Consider the following 21,159-nt stretch of genomic DNA (forward strand, 5'->3'; position numbering starts at 1 on the left):
TGGAGGGGAAAATACATGCGCATAGGCAAGATAACGGTTGGCGCACTTGATGAATGGACGTTGCGTCCCGGCACGGTCACGTCGTGGCACCCGACGCCGACGGCTCAGGAAAGGGCTGGCCGAGCGCCTGTCAGCTCGGTTCCCGTTAGCTACATGCAAGGTCAGCATCTGCGCAACTACTGCGATCGGGAGGCTGCCGGACTGAACTTTTCCCGGCAGATCATCGGCAGCTGTGAAGTTGCTGGGACATGCGATATCGGTGCAATGAACGAAGCACTCAACGCTTACATCCGCCGTCACGATACCTTCCGCAGCTGGTTTCAGCGGGGGCCCGACGGGGCGTTCGTCCGCCACGCCATCGAGGACCCGGCGGACATGGAGTTCGTACCCGTCAACCACGGCGAGATGACCGTCGAGCAGATCCGTGAACACGTGATCGACATCCCCAGCCCGATGGAATGGGGTTGCTTCACCTTCGGTGTCGTCCAGGGGGACGGGTTCTTCAGCTTCTTTGCCGCGATGGACCATGTCCACGGCGATGCGACGCTGATCGGCACGACGATGATGGAAGCCAACGGCATGTACTCGGCGTTGAGCACCAGTGGCGAGGCGCTCGAGCTGCCCGCAGCCGGCAGCTTCGACGATTTCTGTGTCCGGGAGCGGGAGCATGCCGCCACCCTGACCCTCGATTCCCCTGGGGTCCGGGCCTGGATCGACTTTGCCGAGAACAACAGCGGCGGTTTCCCGGAATTTCCACTGCCGCTTGGTGATCCCAACGAATCGACCCGCAGCGTGATGAGTTCGGCGTTGTTGATGGACCCGGCGCAGACCGAGCGATTCGAGTCGGCGTGTACGGCTGCGGGCGCGCGTTTCGTCGGCGGTCTTTTCGCCTGTCTGGGTCTGGTCGAGCACGAGTTCACGGGCGCGCTCACCTACTACGGCCTCACGCCGCGAGACTCCCGCACGGCCGATGACAACTTCATGACCCAGGGGTGGTTCACCGGTCTGATCCCGATCACCGTCCCGGTAGCTGCCACCTCGTTCAACGAAGCCGCGTGGGCCGCGCAATCGTGTTTCGACTCGAGCCTGGGCATGGCTCGAGTGCCCTATTACCGGATCTTGGAACTTGCGCCGGATTTGAAGTGGCCTCAGCCGAACTTCCCGGTCTCGAATTTCTTTCACGGTGCCGCCGCGCCGATGAACGCCATCCTCGCCGCGGCCGAGATGGGCTTGGCCGACAACATCGGCATCTACCCCGACGGCCGGTTCTCCTACCAATTGACCATTTACATTTTCCGTTACCACGAGGGCACTCAGATAGCGATCATGCACCCCGACAACCCGACCGCACGGAAGTCGGTCAACCGCTACATGGAGGCGATGGGGCTGGTGTGCGCCAGGGTTGCTGACCGCGGTAACTGGGGTCGCGTCGCGTAGCGTGGAGCAAATCTATTTGGGGGGAATCCGTCGTGACTTCGTCCGGCCGATGGTGAGGGTGGTATGCGGCGGCTTGCCGATTTCGTAGTGCGGTGGCCGTGGGCCGTGATCGGGGTTTGGGTGGTGATGGCCATCGCGCTTCCCCTGAGCGTGCCCTCGCTCGGTGAGATGGCGGCCAGGAACCCGCTGGTGATCCTGCCGTCTGACGCACCGTCGAACGTCACCGCCAGGATGATGGCGGAGGCTTTCGAGGAGCCGGCGTCGGACAACCTGCTGGTCGTCGCGTTCATCAACGAAACCGGGCTCACCTCTGCCGACGAGCCGTCCTACCGCAAGCTGGTCAATGCGCTGCGTGAGGACGACCTTGACGTCGTCGCGGTGCAGGACTTCCACACCACGCCGCAACTGCGGGAGTTCTTGACCAGCGAAGACAACACCACCTGGGTGCTGCCCATCAGCTTGGAAGGCGAGCTGGGCACCCCACGGGGATATGAGTCCTTCACCCGGGTGGCGGACCTCATCCGGCACAACACCCCGGGAACCTCGCCCGACGGTGCGCTCGAAGTGTTCGTCACCGGTCCGGCGGCCACCGTCGCCGATCTGACGGTCGCGGGGGAGCAGGATCGGCTGCCGATCGAGCTCGCGATCGCCGTCATGGTCTTGACCGTACTGCTGATCGTGTACCGGAATCCGATCACGATGATGCTGCCGCTGGTGACGATCGGGGCATCGCTGCTGATTGCGCAAGCACTGGCCGCCGGATACTCGCTCCTGACCGGCGCGGGTGTGTCAAACCAGTCGGTGGTGTTCCTCAGCGCCATCATGGCCGGCGCGGGGACAGACTACGCAGTGTTCCTGATCAGCCGATATCACGACTGTCTGCGGGCAGGCTTGGCCTACGCCGACGCGGTGAAGGTGGCCATGCCTGCGATCGGAAAGGTGATCATCGCCTCCGCCAGCATGGTCGGCATCACCTTCATCATGATGAGCTTCGCCCAGATGGGGGTGTTCAGGACAGTCGGCGTGGTGTCGGCGATCGGCATCGCCGTGGCCTTCACCGCTGCGGTGACATTGTTGCCGGCGATCATGGTGCTGGCCGGGCCCCGTGGCTGGATCCAGCCCCGGCGAGAGGTGACCGCCCGGCTCTGGCGACGTTCGGGCATTCGCATCGTGCGCCGGCCGGTGGTGCACCTGGTGGCCAGTGCGCTGGTGCTGGGGATACTGGCTTCCTTTTCGGCATTCGCCACCTACAACTATGACGACCGCAAGGTGGTCTCGCCGTCGGCGCCGAGTTCGGTGGGGTATGCCGCGCTCGAACGTCACTTTCCCATCAATCAGTCCATCCCGGAGTACATCGTCGTCCAGTCGCCCAACGACCTGCGTAACCCACGCGCGATGGCCGATATGGAGCAGATGGCTGCCCGGATCGCGCAATTGCCGGACATCGAGCTGGTCAGTGGTGTCACCAGGCCATTGGGCGAAGTGCCGCCCGAGTTACGCGCGACCTTTCAGGCCGGCGTTGTCGGCGAACGCTTGGCCGACGGCTCCGCGCAGATCACCGAGCGCTTCGGAGATCTCAACCGGCTCGCCGCCGGGGCCGAAGAACTCGCCGACAGCCTCGCCGAGGTCCGTGCGCAGCTCAACAGGATCATCCCCAGCCTCCAGGGGGTGCTCGACACATTTTCCACGGTGCAATCCCAGTACGGCGGCCAGCAACTGGTCCAGGATGTCGAGGCGGCTGCCAAGCTGGTGCAGAGCGTCAACGAACTCGGCAATGCCATGGGCCTGAGATTCTCCGCGCTACAGGACATGTTCGCCTGGATCGGTCCGGTCACCCAGGCTCTGGACGGCAACGCGGTCTGCAACGCGAATCCGTCCTGCAGCGCTACCCGTGCCCAGTTCCAACGGCTCCTTGCCAACCGTGGCGATGGCAACTTCGAACAGATCAACCAGGCGGTCCGTCAGCTACAAGGTGTCGGTCAGCGCCAGTCTCTCAACGACACCGCCGCCACTCTGAATCGGACGCTGACCAGTCTGGCCAAACTCTCTGAGGAATTGGGAGTGAACCGGCCCCGCGGTGCTCAGTCCGCGTTGACCGAGCTTCGGCAAGGGGCCGACCAGCTGGCGGGCGGAAGCCGGCAGATCGCCGGTGGCGTCGACGAGATGGTCGCTCAGATCAGGGTGATGGCGTCGGGCTTGAATGAGGCGGCGCGTTTTCTCTTGACGATGCGCAGCCAGGCCGACAGCCCGGCGATGGCGGGTTTCAACATCCCCGTCGAGGCGCTCAGTGATCCCGGTTTCCAGCAGGCCACGAGCACGTTCATCTCCCCGGACGGTCGAACGGCACGCTATCTGGTCCAGACCAAGCTGAACCCGTTCAGCGCAGAGGCAATGGATCAGGTCGACACCATCTCTGAGGTCGCCGAGAACGCCAAGCCCAACACGATGTTGGCTGACGCGACCATATCGGTCGGCGGGTTTCCGGTGGCTTTGCGCGACACCCGGGATTACTACGAGCAGGACATCCGTCTCATCATCACCGTGACGATCATCGTCGTCTTGCTGATCCTGATCATTCTGTTGCGCGCGATCATCGCCCCGTTGTACCTCGTGGCTTCGGTCGTGATGTCCTACTTCGCTGCGATGGGTATCGGAGTGCTGGTCTTCCAGGTGCTTCTGGGGCAGCAATTGCATTGGAGCGTGCCGCCTTTGGCATTTGTCGTGCTGGTCGCGGTAGGAGCCGACTACAACATGCTCTTCGTGTCGCGATTGCGCGACGAAGGTGTGCGCAGTATCCGCTACGGGGTCATTCGGACGCTGTCCACGACCGGCGGTGTGATCACCGCGGCGGGCTTGATCTTTGCTGCTTCCATGGCCGGTCTGATGTTCTCCAGCATCGGGCTGGTGGTGCAAGGCGGTTTCGTGATCGGCGTTGGGATTTTGCTGGACACCTTCGTCGTCCGCACCATCACGGTGCCCGCGATAGCGGCATTGGTGGGTAAGGCGAATTGGTGGCCGTCGCAATTGTTGTCGAGATCATCGGCAGCCAGCCCAGTTCCGAAGAAGACGTCGGTTGGCTCGGAGAGCGCGCAGACGGAATGAGTGCAAAACTACGACAAGGAACGGAGCGGTCGGGGACATGAGTGAAGGGCTGCTTGAGGCGCAGAGACGCTGTTATCCCCACGTCGAGCAAGGTGGACGTGACATGACGATGAACGAGTCATCAATCCTGTCGATGCTGCACGGGCGGGCCCGGTTGCGGCCCGACGACGTCGCTTTCGTCTACACCGAGTACGCCGACGACCCAGCGGGTGTGGCCGAGTCCGTGACGTGGTCGCAGTTGTCCCGACGGACTCTCAATGCTGCGCGCGAGTTCCGCAACCACGGAACGGTCGGCGACCGGGCGATGATCTTGGCGCCCCAGGGCATGGAGTACATCGTGAGCTTTCTGGGGGCGATGCAAGCCGGGCTGATCGCGGTACCGCTTCCGTTGCCCAACCGGGGCTCCAGCCTGGACCGGGTGGCTGCGGTCTTCGACGACACCGACCCGGCCATCGTCTTGACGACCTCTGCGGTGCTGGACGACGTGGGGGACTACGTCGATCAGTCACGGATGGCCATCGCACCGAAGATCGTCGAGGTCGATTCCCTGACCCTGGACGTCGACGTGGCGGCCGGTGTCGACTTCTCGGCGACGGAATACCCCAGTACCGCGTATCTGCAGTACAGCTCGGGCTCGACGCGACGACCCACCGGGGTGATGGTCTCCCATCGCAATCTCCAGGTGAATTTCGAGCAACTCATGGGCGCGCTGTTCGGGCGGCGGCTGGCCGATCAGATGGAGGCCACGATCGTGTCGTGGCTGCCCTTCTATCACGACATGGGTTTGGTCCTGGGGATCTGCGCCCCGATTCTCGGCGGCTTCCGCGGAGTGCTGTCGAGTCCGGTGTCTTTCCTGGAGAATCCAGCCAGGTGGGTGCGGGAGCTCGCGCAGTACCCACGTGCGTTCTCGGGCGCACCGAACTTCGCCTTCGGGTTGGCCGCCCGAAAGACCTCCGACCGGGATCTCGACGGGCTCGATCTCGGTGGCGTGCTGGGCATCATCAACGGCGCCGAACGCGTCGAGCCGGCCACCTTGGAGCGCTTCGCGGACAGGTTCGCCCATTTCAATTTTCGCGAGGATATGCTGCGTCCTTGTTATGGGCTGGCGGAGGCGACGGTCTTCGTGACAGCCGGCACCTGGGGTGAGTCGGCGGCGGTCGAGTTCGACCCTGACGAACTGTCAGCGGGTCGGGTGGTGCGCTGCGCGTCCGGTGCGGGCACGGCGTTGGTGACGTACAAGATCCCGAGTTCGCCGGTGGTGCGGATCGTCGACGTGGACTCCAACCGAGAGTGCCCACCCGATGTGGTCGGCGAGATCTGGGTACACGGCGACAACGTCGCAGCGGGGTACTGGAGCCGGCCGCCGGAGGACCAGCAGTGTTTCGGTGCCACGTTGGCGGATCCGTCGCCCGGCACGCCCGAAGGGCCGTGGCTGCGCACCGGTGATCTGGGCTTCATTCTCGACGGTGAGCTGTTCATCGTGGGCCGGATCAAGGACATGCTGATCATCCGGGGTCGCAACTACTATCCCGAGGACATCGAGGCGACCGTTCAAGAGATCACCCGTGGTCGAGTCGCGGCGGTATCGGTGCCGGTGAAGAACAGCACCGAGAAACTGGTCACGGTCGTCGAGCTGAAGAAGCGGACCGACGTCGACGACCCGATGTCGTGGCTGGGCCAGATCAAGAGCGAGGTCACCTCGGCGATCTCGAATGCGCATGGCCTCAACGTCGAGGACCTCGTCCTGGTGCAGCCGGGGTCGATCCCCACCACGACGAGTGGCAAGATCCGTCGGGTCGCCACCGCCGAGCATTACCGACAGCACGAGTTCGTCCGGCTGGACGCGTGAGTGTCGTGGCTTGCCGGAAATGGGCATCCCGCGCTCGGGGTAAGGTCGAATCAACCAGACGTCTCGTTGAGGGGGCATGAGATGGCAATGCGTCGAGTTGTCACGACGGCCGCTGCGGCGATAGCCCTGGGAGTCACCGGAACTTTCGGCGTCGCGCTGGCCACCGCGGACGATACCGGTGTCACCCCGGCTCCCGGGTCCACCGGTGACGGGAAACCAGTGCGTGGTACCTCCGGAAATGCCTATGCCCTCGGCGGTGCACGGGTTTTGGGGATCCCCTACGACGAGTACATTCGCCGTACCGGCGCTGACTGGTTCCCTGGACTGGACCGGCAGAACATCGACTATCCGGCGGGCCAGGTCCAGGGCCACACGCTGGAGCGCATTCTCCCGGGTATTGGTGCCTGGGGGGAGGAGATCTACCCCGGCATCGGGCTCGACGGCCCCAGTATCGGAGAGTCGGTCGACGTCGGCGAGGCCAACCTGGTCAATGCCATCCGAGGAGGCGGTCCCGGCACCACCATGGGCCTGTCCGAAGGTGCGCTAGTGCTCAATGCGGTCAAAGCTCAGCTGGCCGAGGACCCCAACGCGCCACCACCCGATCAACTCAGTTTCGCCACCTTCGGTGACCCCGTCGTCAAGCACCCGTTCGGCGAGAGCTTCCTGACTCAGGTCTTCCCGGTGGGCTCTGTCGTGCCCTCTCTGGACTACCGGATTCCGCCCCCGGTGGAAAGCCAGTACGACACCTATCAGTACATTGCCGCCTACGACAGCATCTCTGACTGGCCGGACCGGCCGGACAACTGGATTTCGCTGGCCAACTCGATGGCCGGACTGGCGACCGGTCACACCGCCGTGGCGTTCACCGATCCGAGCATGGTGCCGGCGCAGAACATCAGAACCGAAGTCAACTCCAGAGGCGGGAAGACCACGACATATTTCGTTCCGCAGCAGCACCTCCCGCTGGTGCAGCCGTTGAAGTATCTCGGGGTGTCCCAGGACATCCTCAGCGACCTCGATGCGGTGCTCAAACCGATGGTGGACGCCGGTTACTCGCGCAACGACGATCCGGGCACCGCCCCGGTCACCGTGGATCCGGTGAACGGTTTCGACCCGGCCGAGGTCACCGCGCCGGCGACGCAGGCCGCGTTCGGCGGCGAGGCGGATCCGCTGTCCCAGTTGCTTTCGGGCGTCCAGGCCGCATTGGGCAACTAGCCGTACCCCGGTTTCTGGACTAGAGCGCGATCACCCCGGCGCCGAGCAGCACGCAGCCCACCACTGCCAGCATCAGGGCAACTCCTCGGCGTCCCTGCGCGCGCATCCAGTTGTGCAGCGCCGAGAGCAGCGCTTGAGTTCGCTCCGGGGCGAACAGGTAGGACAGCAGCGGGATCTCCACCAGCGCGAACGCCACGAGGTTGAACAGCACCAAGGCTCCGACCTGGACTCCGGCGGCTGCATTCGAGGCCACGATCAGGGCCAGCGCGGCGAGGTAGTCGACTGACGGCAGAGCGATGCCCAGACCGGCGAGGCCGGCTACCCACAATGATCGGCCGTCGAGCATCTGGCGCGCTCGGCGCACGATCGTCTGCCAGAGACGGTGTGTCCAGAGCGGGTTCTCGTCGTCGCGCGGGGTTCTGACCCGCCCGAAAGCCAGCAATGCTGCGTTCAGCAGAAGTACGGCACCGACCGCGATCTGGATCTTGGGCGCACTGACATGCGGCGAGTCCATGGCCGGGCGCAGGACGAACAGGATGACCAACCCGACCGAGATGCCCATCGTGAATCCGCCGGCGAGAAAAGCAACCAACTGCAATGCCGGTCGTGGCCGGTTCATCATCACGACCGTCATGCCGATCCGAAACGGTTCGAGGCTGACGGCCACAGCCATCACCAGGAGTGGGAGCCACATGGATGGGTCGGCGCCGCCGCTAGCTGCCGACTCGGATCAAGCGATCCTGCTGGTCGGTGATCGTGTAGGTCGCGGACATGAGCCATAACCTACCGTCGATCACGCGCTGCCCCGGGTATCGCGGCGGTGGCATTGCGACTCGCGCTGATTACGCGCGCCGGTCGAGCTTCTGTGTGCTCGACGCCGGGACGAGCCTGGCAACCGTGCGTCGGTACGTGCGAAGATGAGGTCGATGAGTGGTTCAGGAACCCATCCGGACACCGACCTCGACCCGTCGGCGCTGCGTGAGGCCTTCGGGCATTTCCCGACCGGTGTCATCGCGATCGCAGCGGAGATCGGCGGTGTCCGGGTTGGCTTGGCGGCCAGCACGTTCGTGCCGGTGTCGCTGGATCCGCCTCTGGTGTCCTTCTGCGTGCAGAACACCTCGACGACGTGGCCGCGCCTGCAGGAAGTTGCCTACCTCGGCATCAGCGTGCTCGGGGAGTCGCACGACGAGGCGGCCCGCGCCCTGGCAGCCAAGACCGGCGACCGGTTCGCCGGCCTGGAAACTGCGTCGAGTGAACGCGGGGCGGTGTTCGTGCACGGCACCAGCGTGTGGTTGGAAAGCGCCATCGAGCAGTTGATCCCGGCGGGGGATCACACCATCGTCATTCTGCGGGTCAGCGACATCACCGTGCATCCGGACGTCCCGCCGATCGTCTTCCATCGCAGCACGTTCCGCAGGCTCGGTGCCTGAAGCGCGTCGGATACCGCCCGGCTAAGGCCGGGCGCCGAGTTCCTCCCGGTAGTGCGTGACTCGTTGATCCAGCTCGGCGGCGTCCGCGCTGCGGCCCTCCCGGCGGGCCAACTCGGCGCGGGTGCTCAGCTCGCGGATCGCGGTGCGAATGTCGTTGATGCTTTGGGGCTCTCGAATCGACATATGAGCTGCCTTTCTCCAGTGATTGGCTGCTCCCTGGAGCCTACCCCCGCACAGCGGTCTCGACTCGTGCATGACCGTCCTGGTTGGGCACCGCGGTCAGCTCGTCCACCGGGCGGCGGGTACGTCCCTGCTGGTCGACGATCGAGAACCCCTCCCGGGCCCAGTACTCGAAGCCGCCGATGAGTTCCCGAACCCGGCGGTAGCCCATCCCGCTGAGCGTGAACGCTGCCCGGGTGGCGCCGTTGCATCCGGGTCCCCAGCAGTAGACGACGATGTCGGCGTCACGGTCGGGCAGCTCGGTGCCGGCGCGCTGCGCCAATTCGGAACCGGGGATGTGCACGGCGCCCGGGAGGTGGCCGCGGTCCCACGCCGCCGCCGAGCGGGTGTCTACCACGATCGGTGCCCGGCCCGCCGCGCGCGCGGCGGCGAGGTCGGCGGAATCGATCTCGTGGGCGAGCTTGGCAGCGAAGAACGCGTGAGCCGACAACTCGGCGTCGGCGGTGGTGGCAGTGGTGGCAGTCATGAGGACATCGAACAACGCCGAAGCGACCGGGAGAACGGGCGCCGCCCGGGATTTCGGCCGAACCGCCGCGATATCGACGGAATGCCGGCCTGAAGACCGGTCGATCCACGCTCGGGTTAGGGGCGCATCTCGTAGGCGCCGTCGTAGCCGCGCACCTGCTCCCAGACGCGGCCGAACCGGTCGGCGTCGGGGACCGGCTTGCGAACCGCCGACAGCGCCCACGCCTGTTGTGAGGGCGTGGAACTCGGCTTGCCGTGCAGTGCGATGGCGTATGCCGAGAAGTCCCGCACCTGGACATCGAAGATCTGGTCCAACAGATCGCGATCGAGCCCGGTCAACTCGGCCTGCTCCAGGATCAGCTGGCCGTAGACCACCAGCGTGAACAGGTGCCCGACGACGAGCACGAAGTCCAGGTCGGCCTGCTGGTCGGCGTCGGGCGCGGCGGCGGTCAGCAACGCCTTGAACGCATTGGCCTGTTCGTAGAACCGGGCGACGTTCGGGACATCACAGTGCCGGTCGTAGACCGGGGCCCAGTCCGCGAACTGCACCTTCGACGCACCGCGGGCCGGACCCTGCGACCAGAAGAACACATCATCGGCCGGATCGCTGCGGGTGCCGATCTCTGGATAGCCGGCCGGATTGAACATGTAGTTCGGCATGAACTTCAGGATCTGCGCCACGTTGACGTGCACCGTGCCCTCCAGGCGCGGTAACGCACCGATCAGTCGGGCTGCCTCGCTGAAATAGGTGTTCTTCTCGAAACCCTTGGCGGCCAGCACATCCCACAGCAGGGTGATCACCTTCTCGCCTTCGGAGGTGACTTTGGACTTGGTCACCGGGTTGAACAGCAGATAGCGGCGGTCCTCGAGGCCGGCGCTGCGGAAGTAGTCGATGGCCCGGTCGCTGAACAACTTCATCGCGATCAGGCGGGTGTAGGCGTCGACGAAGCTGGCACGCACGTGCGGGAAGTCGGTCACCGGGTTGCCGTACAGGATGCGGTTGTTGGCGTGGGTGATCGCTTCGTAGAACGCGTGCTCGCACATCCCGATCGAGCCGCTGCACAGGTTGAACTTGCCGACGTTGACGGTGTTCAGCGCTGCCGAGAAGGCCTCGGGCCCGGTGCACAGGATGTCCTCCTCGTACACCGGATAGTCGTTGAGCCGGAAGTTGCTGACGAACATCTGACCGTGGACCACGTTGTCGATCAGCTCGTAGTTCTCGTGGGCGCTGTCGGCCACGAACCACACGTAGCCCTCGGCACCGTCCACGTCGGTGCGCCGGGAGAACACCGACACCATGCCCGCCACGTTGCCGTTGCCGATGTAGTACTTCTCGCCCGACGCCCGGAACACCGGCCCTTCCTGCGCCCCGCTGCCTTCCCCGGCCGGCGTCAGCAGCAGGTCGGTGTTGTAGATGTCGGCGCCGTGTTCGCGTTCGGACAGCCCGAACGCCATCACGCCACCGGCTTCGAGTTGCGCGGCCGCCTTCTCCTTGGCCTTGACGTTGTCGCTCTGCCAGATCGGCCCGAGGCCGAGGATCGTGACCTGCTCGGCGTACCAGTAGGACAGCCCGTAAAACCCGAGGATCTCGCTCAGCACCGCGTTGCGCGAGGTATCCCAGCGCTTGTTCGGATCACCGCCGGCGAACTCCGACGGGGTGAGGAACGTGGCGAAGAGCCGCTCGCGCTCGACGAAGTCCAGGAAGTCGCTGACCCAGGTCGCTTCCAGGTCGTCGCGGAGGAGTCTGACCTTCCCGCGATCCTCGAACCAGTCGATCAGGGCGCGCAGCTGGCGCCGGGACTCCGGATCCAGGTGCGCCGGGGCGAAGGTGTGGGGGTTGAGCAACAATCCGCTGGAGGTCGGCATGCGTCGAACCTAGCGCGTCGACCCGGCGGATTCGGCGCGCTTTCAGACCCCGGCGGTCGATTGGCGCGCCCGATCCGCCGGAGGCAGGGATCATCGGCGATGTGCCGGACAATCAACACATCACCCTGGACCGTACCGACGAGGCGATCCTGCAGGCGCTGCAGACCGACGGCCGGATGAGTACCGCGGACCTGGCCCGCACCGTGTCACTGTCGGCGAGCGCGACGGCCGACCGGGTCCGTCGCCTCGTCGACGCCGGGGTGATCACGGGGTATGTCGCCACGGTCGCGGCTCCCGCGCTGGGCTACCCGATCACGGCGTTCGTCCGGCTCGCCTACCCGTCGGGCAACTACAAGCCGCTGCACGACCTGCTGGACGTGACCCCCGAGGTCATCGAGGCCCACCACGTGACGGGCAACGACTGCTTCATCATGAAGGTCCTCGCACGCTCGATGTCCGACCTGGAGCGGATCACCGGACGGATCGCGACGCTGGGGACGATCACCACCAGCGTCGTCTACTCGAGCCCGCTCACCGGACGCCGGCTCTCCCCGGCCTGACGGCGATGATCAGGCATGCACGTTGCGCATGCCCACCGCTCCTCGAAGCCCTGAGCAGTTCACACAGCCCACGCAGCCGATACAGTCCACACAGCCGATGCAGCCCACACATGCCCGGCACTTCGCACAGTCGATGCAACCCAGGCACGCCAGGCACCCCCGGCAGGCGAGGCACAGCACGGCGAGGATGCAGCCGGCAATGGCGGCGCTGCCCGCGGTGGCGATCGACCCGGCAACAGCGGCGCTTCCCGAGGTTGCGATCGAACGCACGACGACTGCGCTGCCCGCGGTGGCGACCGACCCTGCGACCGCGGCGCTGCCCGCGGTGGCGATCGACCCGGCGACGACCGCGCTGCCGCGGGTGGCGACCGACCCGGCGACGACGGCACTGTCCGACGTCGCTATCGACCCCGCGACGGCATAGCTGTTCTCGGTCTCTGCCGAGCGGACCACCGCCGCCGAGTCCGCCACCGGGCTACTTGCGTCGGAAGATCTTGTCGCCCAGCCAGACCACCGGGTCGTACTTGCGGTCGGCCGCGCGTTCCTTCATCGGGATCAGCGCGTTGTCGGTGATCTTGATGTGCTCGGGGCACACCTCGGTGCAGCACTTGGTGATGTTGCAGAAGCCCAGGCCGTTGTCTTCCTGGGCCTGCTCGGCGCGCCGCTCCTTGGTGTCCAGCGGGTGCATGTCCAGCTCGGCCTGACGCATCAGGTAGCGCGGGCCGGAGAACGCTTCCTTGTTCTCCTCGTGGTCACGCACCACGTGGCAGACGTTCTGGCACAGGAAGCACTCGATGCACTTGCGGAACTCCTGGCTGCGGTTCACGTCCTCCTGCTGCATGCGGTACTCACCGGGCTGCAGGTCCTTCGGCGGCGTGAACGACGGGATCTCCCTGGCCTTCTCGTAGTTGAACGAGACATCGGTGACCAGGTCGCGCATCACCGGGAAGGTGCGCAACGGCGTCACCGTCACCGTCTCATCCTCACCGAAGGTGGACATCCGGGTCATGCACAGCAGCCGCGGCCTGCCGTTGATCTCGGCCGAGCAGGAACCGCACTTGCCGGCCTTGCAGTTCCAGCGCACCGCGAGATCGGGCGTCTGGGTGGCCTGCAGCCGGTGGATGATGTCGAGAACCACTTCGCCCTCGTTGACCTCGACGGTGAAGTCCTGCAGCCCGCCACCGCTGACGTCGCCCCGCCAGACCCGCAAGCTTGCGTTGTAGGGAGCCATGGTCAGCCCTTCCGTTCCGGGTGCTCGGCGATTTGATCGTCGGTGTAGTACTTCTCGAGTTCGGACAGTTCGAAACACTCCAGCAGATCGGCCCGCATCGGGGGCTGTTGCTCGGCGGTCACGGTGACTCCGGGAACCAGGGCGTCACCGGTGGCGGCCTCGCCGGTGCGACACACCAGCAGCTTGTTGCGCCACGTGTTGTCCATCTTCGGGTAGTCGTCGCGGGTGTGTCCGCCGCGGCTCTCGGTGCGCTGCAGCGCGGACTTGGCCACGCATTCGCTGACCAGCAGCATGTTGCGCATGTCGAGGGCCAGGTGCCAGCCCGGGTTGAACACCCGGCCGCCTTCGACCGTCACCTTGTGCACCCGCTTCTTGAGCTCCTCGAGCTTGGCGAGTGCCTCTTTGATCTCGTCTTCCTTGCGGATGATGCCGACAAGATCGTTCATCGACTGCTGCAGTTCGGCGTGCAGGGTGTACGGGTTCTCCGGGTTCTCGGTCGAGTCGAACGGCAACAGGGCCATCTTCGTCGCCTCGTCGAGAGCCTCTTGGGAAACCTGCGGCCGTTCCTGCTGCAGGGCCCGCACGTAGTCGGAGGCCCCGAGCCCGGCTCGGCGGCCGAAGACCAGCAGGTCCGACAGTGAGTTGCCGCCGAGTCGGTTGGAGCCGTGCATGCCGCCGGCGCACTCGCCTGCGGCGAACAGCCCCGGCGTCGCCGCCGCGCCGGTGTCCGGGTCGACCTCGATGCCGCCCATCACGTAGTGACAGGTCGGGCCGACCTCCATCTCGTCCTTGGTGATATCCACCTCGGCCAGCTCGATGAACTGGTGGTACATCGAGGGCAGCCGCCGACGGATCTCCTCGGTCGGCATCCGGGACGCGATGTCGAGGTAGACGCCGCCATGGGGCGAGCCGCGGCCTTCTTTGACCTCGGTGTTGATGGCGCGGGCCACCTCGTCGCGGGGAAGCAGGTCAGGGGTGCGGCGCGCGGAGTCGTTGTCCTTGAGCCACTGGTCGGCTTCTTCTTCGGTCTCGGCGTACTGGCCCTTGAACACGTCGGGGATGTAGTCGAACATGAAGCGCTTGCCCTCGGAGTTCTTCAGCACTCCACCGTCGCCGCGCACGCCCTCGGTGACGAGGATGCCCTTCACCGACAGCGGCCAGACCATACCGGTCGGGTGGAACTGGATGAACTCCATGTTGATCAGGCCGGAACCCGCCCGCAGCGCCAATGCGTGACCGTCGCCGGTGTACTCCCACGAGTTCGACGAGACCTTGAACGACTTGCCGATGCCGCCGGTGGCCAGCACCACGGCGGGCGCCTCGAACAACACGAACTTGCCGGTCTCGCGGTAGTAGCCGAACGCTCCGGCGATCTTGTCGCCATCCTTGAGCAGGTCGGTGACGGCGCACTCGTGGAAGACCCGGATCCGGGCCTCGTAGTCGCCGAGTTCCCGCTTGTCCTCCTGCTGCAGCGAGACGATCTTCTGCTGCAGGGTGCGGATGATCTCCAGCCCGGTGCGGTCGCCGACGTGGGCGAGGCGCGGGTAGGTGTGGCCACCGAAGTTGCGCTGGCTGATCTTGCCGTCCTTGGTGCGGTCGAACAGCGCGCCGTAGGTCTCGAGCTCCCACACCCGGTCGGGGGCTTCCTGCGCGTGCAGTTCGGCCATCCGCCAGTTGTTCAGGAACTTGCCGCCGCGCATGGTGTCACCGAAGTGCACCTGCCAGGAGTCTTTGGTGTTGACGTTGCGCATGGCCGCCGCGCAACCGCCCTCGGCCATCACGGTGTGGGCCTTGCCGAACAACGACTTGGTCACCACCGCCACGCGCAGCCCCCGCTCGCGGGCCTCGATCACCGCACGCAGACCCGCACCGCCGGCACCGATCACGACGACGTCGTATTCGTGCCGTTCCAGGTCACTCATCTGTGTAAACCTCACTAGATCGCTGAATCAATGTCTCTGAATCCATTGTCAGCCAATGAATCTCAGGTCGGAGAACCATCCCGCGGAGACCGCCATGACGTAGAAGTCGGTCAGCATCAGCGTGCCCAGCGTGATCCAGGCGTACTGCTTGTGCCGGACATTGAGCCTGCTGATCTGGGTCCACATCCAGTAGCGGACGGGGTGTTTGGAGAAGTGCTTGAGCCTGCCGCCGGCGACATGCCTGCAGGAGTGGCAGGAGATCGTGTAGGTCCACAACAGGATGACGTTCGTGACCAGGATGACGTTGCCCAGGCCGAATCCGAACCCGGACGGCGAGTGGAACGCGATGATCGCGTCGTAGGTGTTGATCACCGAGATGATCGCGGCGATGTAGAAGAAGTACCGGTGAGTGTTCTGGATGACCAGCGGAAAGCGGGTTTCTCCGGTGTATTTCGCGTGTGGTTCGGCGACCGCGCAGGCGGTCGGGGCCTGCCAGACGGTGCGGTAGTAGGCGCCGCGGTAGTAGTAGCAGGTCAGCCGGAACAGCAGCAGGAACGGCAACGACATCGCCGCGTAGGGCAACCACCACACGTCGGGGAGGAACTGGCCGAAGTGGCTGGCCTCGGGCAGGCACCCGGTGCTGACACACGGTGAGTAGAACGGTGTCAGATAGTGGTACTCGGCGACGTAGTAGTGGTCCTGCATGAACGCCCGCACCGTCGCGTAGATGATGAACGCCGCGAACCCCAGATCGGTGATGATGGGGGACTTGAGCCAGTTGTCAGTGCGCAGTGTGCGTTTGGAAATCTGCGCGCGTCCAGGCGAAAAAACGCCGGTCGCTTTGCGGTCGGCGGTAGGTGCGCTCACGGTTGCCTTTCTATGCTGTTATGCCACCGGTCGCGGACCGTGATCCACGGCACGCGGCGCTCATCGCGTCCCGCCGAGACCTTCGTCGTCGACGCCGCGCCAGAATTCCCTGTCGTACTGGGTATCCGGAATCGCAATGCGCTCGCCTACATGTTGGTGTCCACTGACGCCGCGAGCAAGTTCGAGCTCTTCGGCGTCGATGTCGAGTCGGTCGATGTCGTTGAGGATGCGTTCGGCGTCGTTCACGATGCGACGGGTTGCTGGGCTGTTCCCGTATCGCGAGGCGAGCGAGGTCACGCACCTCCTCAGGTTTCCTATCAGGTCATGCAGTTCGGCGAGTTCGGTGGTGCTGGACAAGTGACCTCCTTGGGCTGAAGGGTGTCATGGATCACGGTATGCGATCGATGCTAGTCACAACACCGATGTGATGGTGAGACAGATCACGTTCGAGAAGCGGAGGAACCATGTCCGAGGACGAGTTGAAGGGGCGCGCGGCGGCGCTGCTCGAGCTGCATCAGCCCGGAAATCCGGTCATCCTGCCCACGGTGTGGGACGCCTGGTCGGCGCGACTGGCCGTGGATGCCGGGTTCGCTGCGCTCACGGTGGGCAGCCACCCGGTCGCCGACTCCGTCGGCAAACCCGACAACGAAGGCATGACGTTCGACGACGTCGTCGCCCGAGTCGGACAGATCACCGCCGCCGTGGACGTCCCCATCTCGGTGGACATCGAGTCGGGTTACGCACAGACGCCGGTCCGGCTCATCGAAGGCCTCCTGTCCGCGGGTGCGGTCGGGCTCAACATCGAGGACACCGTGCACAGCGACGGCGGTCGGCTGCGGTCGTCCGACGAGCACGCCGGGCTGGTCGCCGGGTTGCGGGCGGCGGCGGACGCCTCGGGGGTGCACGTGGTCGTCAACGCGCGCACCGACCTGTTTCTGCGCCAGGACGGAGACGAGGCCGACCGGGTCGACCGGGCCATCGCGCGGTTGCGGCAGGCCGCCGACGCCGGGGCCGACGTGCTGTACCCGGTGGGCCGGCACCAGCCGGAGACGTTGCGGCGCCTGACATCCGAGCTGCCGCTGCCGGTGAACGCGATCGGCGTGCCGGATCAGGACGACCCGGCCTCCTTCGGGCCGCTGGGCGTCGCGCGGGTCAGCTTCGGCCCGTTCTTCCAGGCCGCACTGGCCGCTCGCGGCAAGGAGATCCTCGCCCGCTGGGCGTGACGGTGCCCAAACGCGCAGAACCGGTGAGCCCATTTCGGGCCCACCGGTTCTCGTTCGCCGGGGTTACCTGCTCTCGATCGCGATGCGCTGTGCTTCGGCGCCCTTGTGGGCGCCGGCTACCCGCACGGTGAGCACGCCCGCGTCGTAGGCGGCCGATACGGCGTCGCCGGTGACATGGGCGGGCAGGCCGAACGAGCGCTGGAATGAGCCGTACCGCACCTCGCTGAGCTTGCGGACCTCGCCGCCGTCGGCGGCGTGTTCCTCGGTGCGCTCGTCACGGCGTTCACCGCGGATGACGAGTCGGCTGTTGTCCACCTCGACGGTGACGTCCTTGCCGACGTCCACGCCGGGCAGGTCCACCCGGATCACCGCGTCGTCACCGTCACGGGCGACGTCGACGGCCGGGTTGATGGCCGACCGGCCGGCGCTCGCCCAGTCGTTCGCGGTCGCGGGGCCGAAGAAGTCGCGCACCCAGCGGTCGGTGTTCCAGGCCGGCCGGGTCCACAGGGTCACATTGCTCATGGTTCATCTCCTGTTACTTGTCGACCGGCTCCGTACCGGTGCGTCCACACATAGAGAACTTGAGTCGACCACGCTCATGTTCCGTCAGGCCGTTCGCTGTGAGCGAACAGGCTCACAGCGGGGCGCCCGCGGGAGTGAGGACACCGTGATGGGCGCTTCACATGAGGCGACACGGAGGCAATATCGGCTCCCTAGCCTTCGCGGTATGGCGCCAACATCGCACGTCGTGGTCGTGGGTCACGGCATGGTCGGTCACCGGTTCGTCGAGGCTCTGCGATCCCGCGACACCGGTGGACAGTGGCGGGTGACCGTCCTTGCAGAAGAACTCGACGCGGCGTATGACCGCGTCGGGCTCACCGGCTACACCGACCACTGGGACCGGACTCGGCTGGCACTGCCCGGCAACGACTATCTCGGCGACGCGCTCGTCGACGTCCGGCTCGGCAGCCGGGTCGCCGAGATCGACCCGGTGACCAAGTCGGTGCGGACGGCCGACGGCGCGCGGATCGACTACGACGCGCTGGTGCTGGCGACGGGGTCGTATGCGTTCGTGCCGCCCGTGCCGGGACGCGACCTGCCCGCGTGCCATGTCTATCGCACCCTCGACGACCTCGATGCGATCCGCGCCGACGCGCAGCGGGCCCGCGACGCCGCGCCGGAACCGGTGGGTGTGGTGATCGGCGGCGGCCTGCTGGGGCTGGAGGCCGCCAACGCGCTGCGCACGTTCGGCCTGCGACCACACGTCGTCGAGATGGCACCCCGGCTGATGGCCCAGCAGCTCGACGAAGCCGGTGGCGCCCTGCTGGGCCGGATGGTCACCGAGTTGGGCATCACCGTGCACACCGGCGTCGGCACCGAGTCGATCAAGCCGGCGCAGCGCAATCGGCCGCTGCGGCGGTCCGCGCAGGACGAGTCGATGCGGGTGACGCTCAGCGACGGGACATTCGTCGACGCGGGCCTGGTGGTCTTCGCGGCGGGCGTGCGTCCGCGCGACGAACTGGCTCGCGACGCCGGTCTGCGGCTGGCCGAGCGCGGCGGAGTGCTCACCGATCTGTCCTGTGCCACAAGCAATCCCAACATCTTCGCGATCGGTGAGGTCGCGGCCATCGAGGGCCGGTGTTACGGACTCGTCGGACCCGGATACACCAGCGCCGAAGTCGTCGCCGACCGGCTGCTCGGCGGTGTCGCCGAATTCCCGGAAGCCGACATGTCCACCAAGCTCAAGCTGCTCGGGGTCGACGTCGCGAGTTTCGGCGACGCGATGGGCGCCACGCCCGACTGCCTGGAGGTGGTCGTCAACGACGCGATCAACCAGACCTACGCCAAACTGGTGCTCTCCGACGATGCCAAGACCCTGCTCGGCGGCATCCTGGTCGGTGACGCCTCGTCGTACGGGGTCCTGCGACCGATGGTCGGCGAGCCTCTGCCGGGCGATCCGCTCGCGCTCATCGCCCCGGCAGGATCAGAGGGCGGTGGCTCGGGACTCGGCGTCGGAGCGCTGCCGGCCGGCGCGCAGATCTGCTCGTGCAACAACGTCACCAAGGGTGATCTCACCGAGGCCATCGGCTCGGGCTGCTGCGACGTCGCCGAGCTGAAGAAGTGCACGCTGGCCGGTACCTCGTGCGGCTCGTGTGTGCCGCTGCTCAAGCAGCTCCTGGAAGCCGAAGGCGTCGAACAGTCCAAGGCGCTGTGTGAACACTTCGGCCAGTCGCGAGCCGAACTGTTCGAGATCGTCACCGCCACCGACATCCGGACGTTCACCGGGCTGATCGAGCGCTTCGGCACCGGAAGGGGTTGCGACATCTGCAAACCCGTGGTGGCGTCGATCCTCGCGTCGACCAGCTCCGACCACATCCTCGACGGCGAGCAGGCGTCGCTGCAGGACTCGAACGACCATTTCCTGGCCAACATCCAGCGCAACGGCAGCTATTCGATCGTGCCCCGGGTGCCCGGCGGTGACATCACCCCCGAGCACCTCATCTTGATCGGCGAGATCGCCCGGGATTTCGGGCTTTACACCAAGATCACCGGCGGCCAGCGGATCGATATGTTCGGCGCCCGGGTCGACCAGCTGCCCGACATCTGGCGGCGCCTGGTCGACGGCGGGATGGAATCCGGCCATGCCTACGGCAAGGCGCTGCGGACGGTGAAGAGCTGCGTGGGCAGCGACTGGTGCCGCTACGGCCAACAGGACTCGGTGCAGATGGCCATCAACCTGGAGCTGCGCTACCGCGGTCTGCGTGCCCCGCACAAGATCAAGATGGGCGTGTCCGGATGCGCCCGCGAATGCGCGGAGGCCCGCGGCAAGGACGTCGGCGTCATCGCCACCGAGACCGGCTGGAACCTCTACGTCGGCGGCAACGGCGGAGCCACCCCGCGGCACGCCGAACTGCTGGCCGGTGACCTCGACGACGACACCCTGGTGCGCTACGTCGACCGGTTCCTGATGTTCTACATCCGCACCGCCGACCGGTTGCAGCGCACCGCGCCGTGGGTTGAGCAGGTCGGACTGGACCATCTGCGCGAAGTGGTGTGCGAGGACTCGCTGGGCCTGGCCGCCGAGTTCGAGGCCGCGATCACCCGGCACGTCGAGAACTACGCGTGCGAGTGGAAGGGCGTGCTCGAGGATCCGGACAAGCTGTCGAGGTTCGTCTCGTTCGTCAACGCCCCGGACGTCCCCGATCCCACGGTCGAGTTCACCGAACGCTCGGGCCGCAAGGTGCCGGTGCCGATCGGCATGCCGAAGGTAGGAGGTAGCCCGCGATGACGCTGCTCGACGACACCCAGGTGTGGACCACGGCGTGTGCCTACGAGTTCCTGCAGCCGTGCCGCGGGGTGGGGGTGCTGCTGCCTGGTGGTGTCCAGGCGGCGCTGTTCCGGCTCGACGACGGAACCCTGCACGCGGTCGGCAACATCGATCCGTTCTCCGGCGCGGCGGTGATGTCGCGCGGCATCGTCGGCGACCGGGGTGGACGCGCCACCGTGCAGTCCCCGTTGAAGAAGCAGGCCTTCGCCCTCGACGACGGCAGCTGTCTCGACGATCCGGAGATGTGCCTGCCGGTCTATGCGACGCGGGTCACCCCCGACGGCGACGTCCAAGTCGGCAGCTGACTTCCCCGCCGGAACGGTATTCCAGCAGGGCTTCTCTCGACCTTTCCCGGCGAGGACGCAATCTAGTCGTGACCAAACTGGGGACTTTTGGCCCACGCTTTCGACGGGCGCGCCTCGTA

General features: G+C 65.9%; 19 protein-coding genes. 9 read left to right on the plus strand and 10 right to left on the minus strand.

All coding sequences use genetic code 11. The annotated features are described in order from the left end of the window. Nucleotides 1-15 precede the first annotated feature (15 nt). From BEMPMBAN_RS07335 to pe, 4 genes are all read left to right on the plus strand, one after another. Nucleotides 16-1,437: a condensation domain-containing protein gene (locus BEMPMBAN_RS07335; protein ID WP_159229702.1), complete on the plus strand. Its 1,422-nt coding sequence runs from the start codon at nucleotides 16-18 to the stop codon at nucleotides 1,435-1,437. A gap of 63 nt (nucleotides 1,438-1,500) precedes the next feature. Then, entirely contained in the window at nucleotides 1,501-4,539 is a 3,039-nt protein-coding gene (locus tag BEMPMBAN_RS07340; RefSeq protein WP_159229703.1) for an MMPL/RND family transporter, read from the plus strand. A gap of 109 nt (nucleotides 4,540-4,648) precedes the next feature. Further along, entirely contained in the window at nucleotides 4,649-6,388 is a 1,740-nt protein-coding gene (locus tag BEMPMBAN_RS07345) for an AMP-binding protein (protein ID WP_200845911.1), read from the plus strand. Between the two features lie 87 nt (nucleotides 6,389-6,475). Continuing rightward, on the plus strand, nucleotides 6,476-7,603 hold the full coding sequence (gene pe / locus BEMPMBAN_RS07350; RefSeq protein ID WP_159229705.1) for an acyltransferase PE: 1,128 nt from the start codon (nucleotides 6,476-6,478) through the stop codon (nucleotides 7,601-7,603). Nucleotides 7,604-7,622: 19 nt separating this feature from the next. Here the strand turns inward: pe and BEMPMBAN_RS07355 are convergent, their stop codons facing one another. Further along, complete coding sequence (locus tag BEMPMBAN_RS07355; RefSeq protein ID WP_159229706.1) at nucleotides 7,623-8,297, minus strand: GAP family protein; 675 nt, start codon at nucleotides 8,295-8,297, stop codon at nucleotides 7,623-7,625. 232 nt (nucleotides 8,298-8,529) lie between these two features. Here BEMPMBAN_RS07355 and BEMPMBAN_RS07360 point away from each other — a divergent pair, with 232 nt between their 5' ends. Next, nucleotides 8,530-9,033 (plus strand): flavin reductase family protein, encoded by a 504-nt coding sequence (locus BEMPMBAN_RS07360; RefSeq protein WP_159229707.1) that lies wholly within the window; start codon nucleotides 8,530-8,532, stop codon nucleotides 9,031-9,033. Between the two features lie 21 nt (nucleotides 9,034-9,054). Here BEMPMBAN_RS07360 and BEMPMBAN_RS07365 read toward each other — a convergent pair whose 3' ends face one another. From BEMPMBAN_RS07365 to BEMPMBAN_RS07375, 3 genes are all read right to left on the minus strand, one after another. Then, nucleotides 9,055-9,216 (minus strand): hypothetical protein, encoded by a 162-nt coding sequence (locus BEMPMBAN_RS07365; protein ID WP_200845907.1) that lies wholly within the window; start codon nucleotides 9,214-9,216, stop codon nucleotides 9,055-9,057. 40 nt (nucleotides 9,217-9,256) lie between these two features. Further along, the gene (locus BEMPMBAN_RS07370; protein ID WP_159229708.1) at nucleotides 9,257-9,739 is read right to left on the minus strand and encodes a rhodanese-like domain-containing protein; all 483 of its coding nucleotides are present in this window, start codon (nucleotides 9,737-9,739) and stop codon (nucleotides 9,257-9,259) included. Between the two features lie 116 nt (nucleotides 9,740-9,855). Beyond that, nucleotides 9,856-11,604, minus strand: a complete 1,749-nt coding sequence (locus BEMPMBAN_RS07375) for an acyl-CoA dehydrogenase family protein (protein WP_159229709.1) — start codon at nucleotides 11,602-11,604, stop codon at nucleotides 9,856-9,858. Between the two features lie 101 nt (nucleotides 11,605-11,705). Here BEMPMBAN_RS07375 and BEMPMBAN_RS07380 point away from each other — a divergent pair, with 101 nt between their 5' ends. Beyond that, the gene (locus BEMPMBAN_RS07380) at nucleotides 11,706-12,164 is read left to right on the plus strand and encodes an Lrp/AsnC family transcriptional regulator (protein ID WP_159229710.1); all 459 of its coding nucleotides are present in this window, start codon (nucleotides 11,706-11,708) and stop codon (nucleotides 12,162-12,164) included. A gap of 9 nt (nucleotides 12,165-12,173) precedes the next feature. Here the strand turns inward: BEMPMBAN_RS07380 and BEMPMBAN_RS32515 are convergent, their stop codons facing one another. The 5 genes from BEMPMBAN_RS32515 to BEMPMBAN_RS07405 form a co-directional block, all read right to left on the minus strand. Next, nucleotides 12,174-12,569 carry a hypothetical protein gene (locus BEMPMBAN_RS32515; RefSeq protein ID WP_234897353.1) on the minus strand — a complete coding sequence of 132 codons (396 nt, stop codon included), beginning with the start codon at nucleotides 12,567-12,569 and terminating at the stop codon, nucleotides 12,174-12,176. Between the two features lie 70 nt (nucleotides 12,570-12,639). Next, the gene (locus tag BEMPMBAN_RS07390; protein ID WP_159229712.1) at nucleotides 12,640-13,395 is read right to left on the minus strand and encodes a succinate dehydrogenase/fumarate reductase iron-sulfur subunit; all 756 of its coding nucleotides are present in this window, start codon (nucleotides 13,393-13,395) and stop codon (nucleotides 12,640-12,642) included. 2 nt (nucleotides 13,396-13,397) lie between these two features. After that, nucleotides 13,398-15,317 (minus strand): fumarate reductase/succinate dehydrogenase flavoprotein subunit, encoded by a 1,920-nt coding sequence (locus BEMPMBAN_RS07395; RefSeq protein WP_159229713.1) that lies wholly within the window; start codon nucleotides 15,315-15,317, stop codon nucleotides 13,398-13,400. A gap of 48 nt (nucleotides 15,318-15,365) precedes the next feature. Continuing rightward, a complete protein-coding gene (locus BEMPMBAN_RS07400; protein ID WP_159229714.1) occupies nucleotides 15,366-16,184 on the minus strand; it encodes a succinate dehydrogenase subunit SdhC in 819 nt (272 codons plus the stop codon). A gap of 60 nt (nucleotides 16,185-16,244) precedes the next feature. Continuing rightward, entirely contained in the window at nucleotides 16,245-16,541 is a 297-nt protein-coding gene (locus tag BEMPMBAN_RS07405) for an Rv0250c family protein (RefSeq protein WP_159229715.1), read from the minus strand. 107 nt (nucleotides 16,542-16,648) lie between these two features. Between BEMPMBAN_RS07405 and BEMPMBAN_RS07410 the strand changes: the two genes are divergently transcribed. Further along, complete coding sequence (locus BEMPMBAN_RS07410) at nucleotides 16,649-17,407, plus strand: isocitrate lyase/PEP mutase family protein (protein ID WP_159229716.1); 759 nt, start codon at nucleotides 16,649-16,651, stop codon at nucleotides 17,405-17,407. Nucleotides 17,408-17,470: 63 nt separating this feature from the next. Here BEMPMBAN_RS07410 and BEMPMBAN_RS07415 read toward each other — a convergent pair whose 3' ends face one another. Beyond that, nucleotides 17,471-17,929, minus strand: coding sequence for an Hsp20/alpha crystallin family protein (locus BEMPMBAN_RS07415; RefSeq protein WP_159229717.1), 459 nt, complete (start codon nucleotides 17,927-17,929; stop codon nucleotides 17,471-17,473). 205 nt (nucleotides 17,930-18,134) lie between these two features. On the opposite strand from BEMPMBAN_RS07415, the gene nirB reads away from it, so the two are divergent. Continuing rightward, nucleotides 18,135-20,696: a nitrite reductase large subunit NirB gene (nirB, locus tag BEMPMBAN_RS07420; protein ID WP_159229718.1), complete on the plus strand. Its 2,562-nt coding sequence runs from the start codon at nucleotides 18,135-18,137 to the stop codon at nucleotides 20,694-20,696. Beyond that, nucleotides 20,693-21,040 carry a nitrite reductase small subunit NirD gene (gene nirD / locus BEMPMBAN_RS07425; RefSeq protein ID WP_159229719.1) on the plus strand — a complete coding sequence of 116 codons (348 nt, stop codon included), beginning with the start codon at nucleotides 20,693-20,695 and terminating at the stop codon, nucleotides 21,038-21,040. The genes nirB and nirD overlap by 4 nt, the downstream gene beginning before the upstream one ends. The last annotated feature ends 119 nt before the right edge of the window (nucleotides 21,041-21,159 follow it).

Origin of the sequence: Mycolicibacterium austroafricanum (assembly GCF_902705885.1) — a bacterium.
Lineage (GTDB): Bacteria > Actinomycetota > Actinomycetes > Mycobacteriales > Mycobacteriaceae > Mycobacterium > Mycobacterium vanbaalenii_A.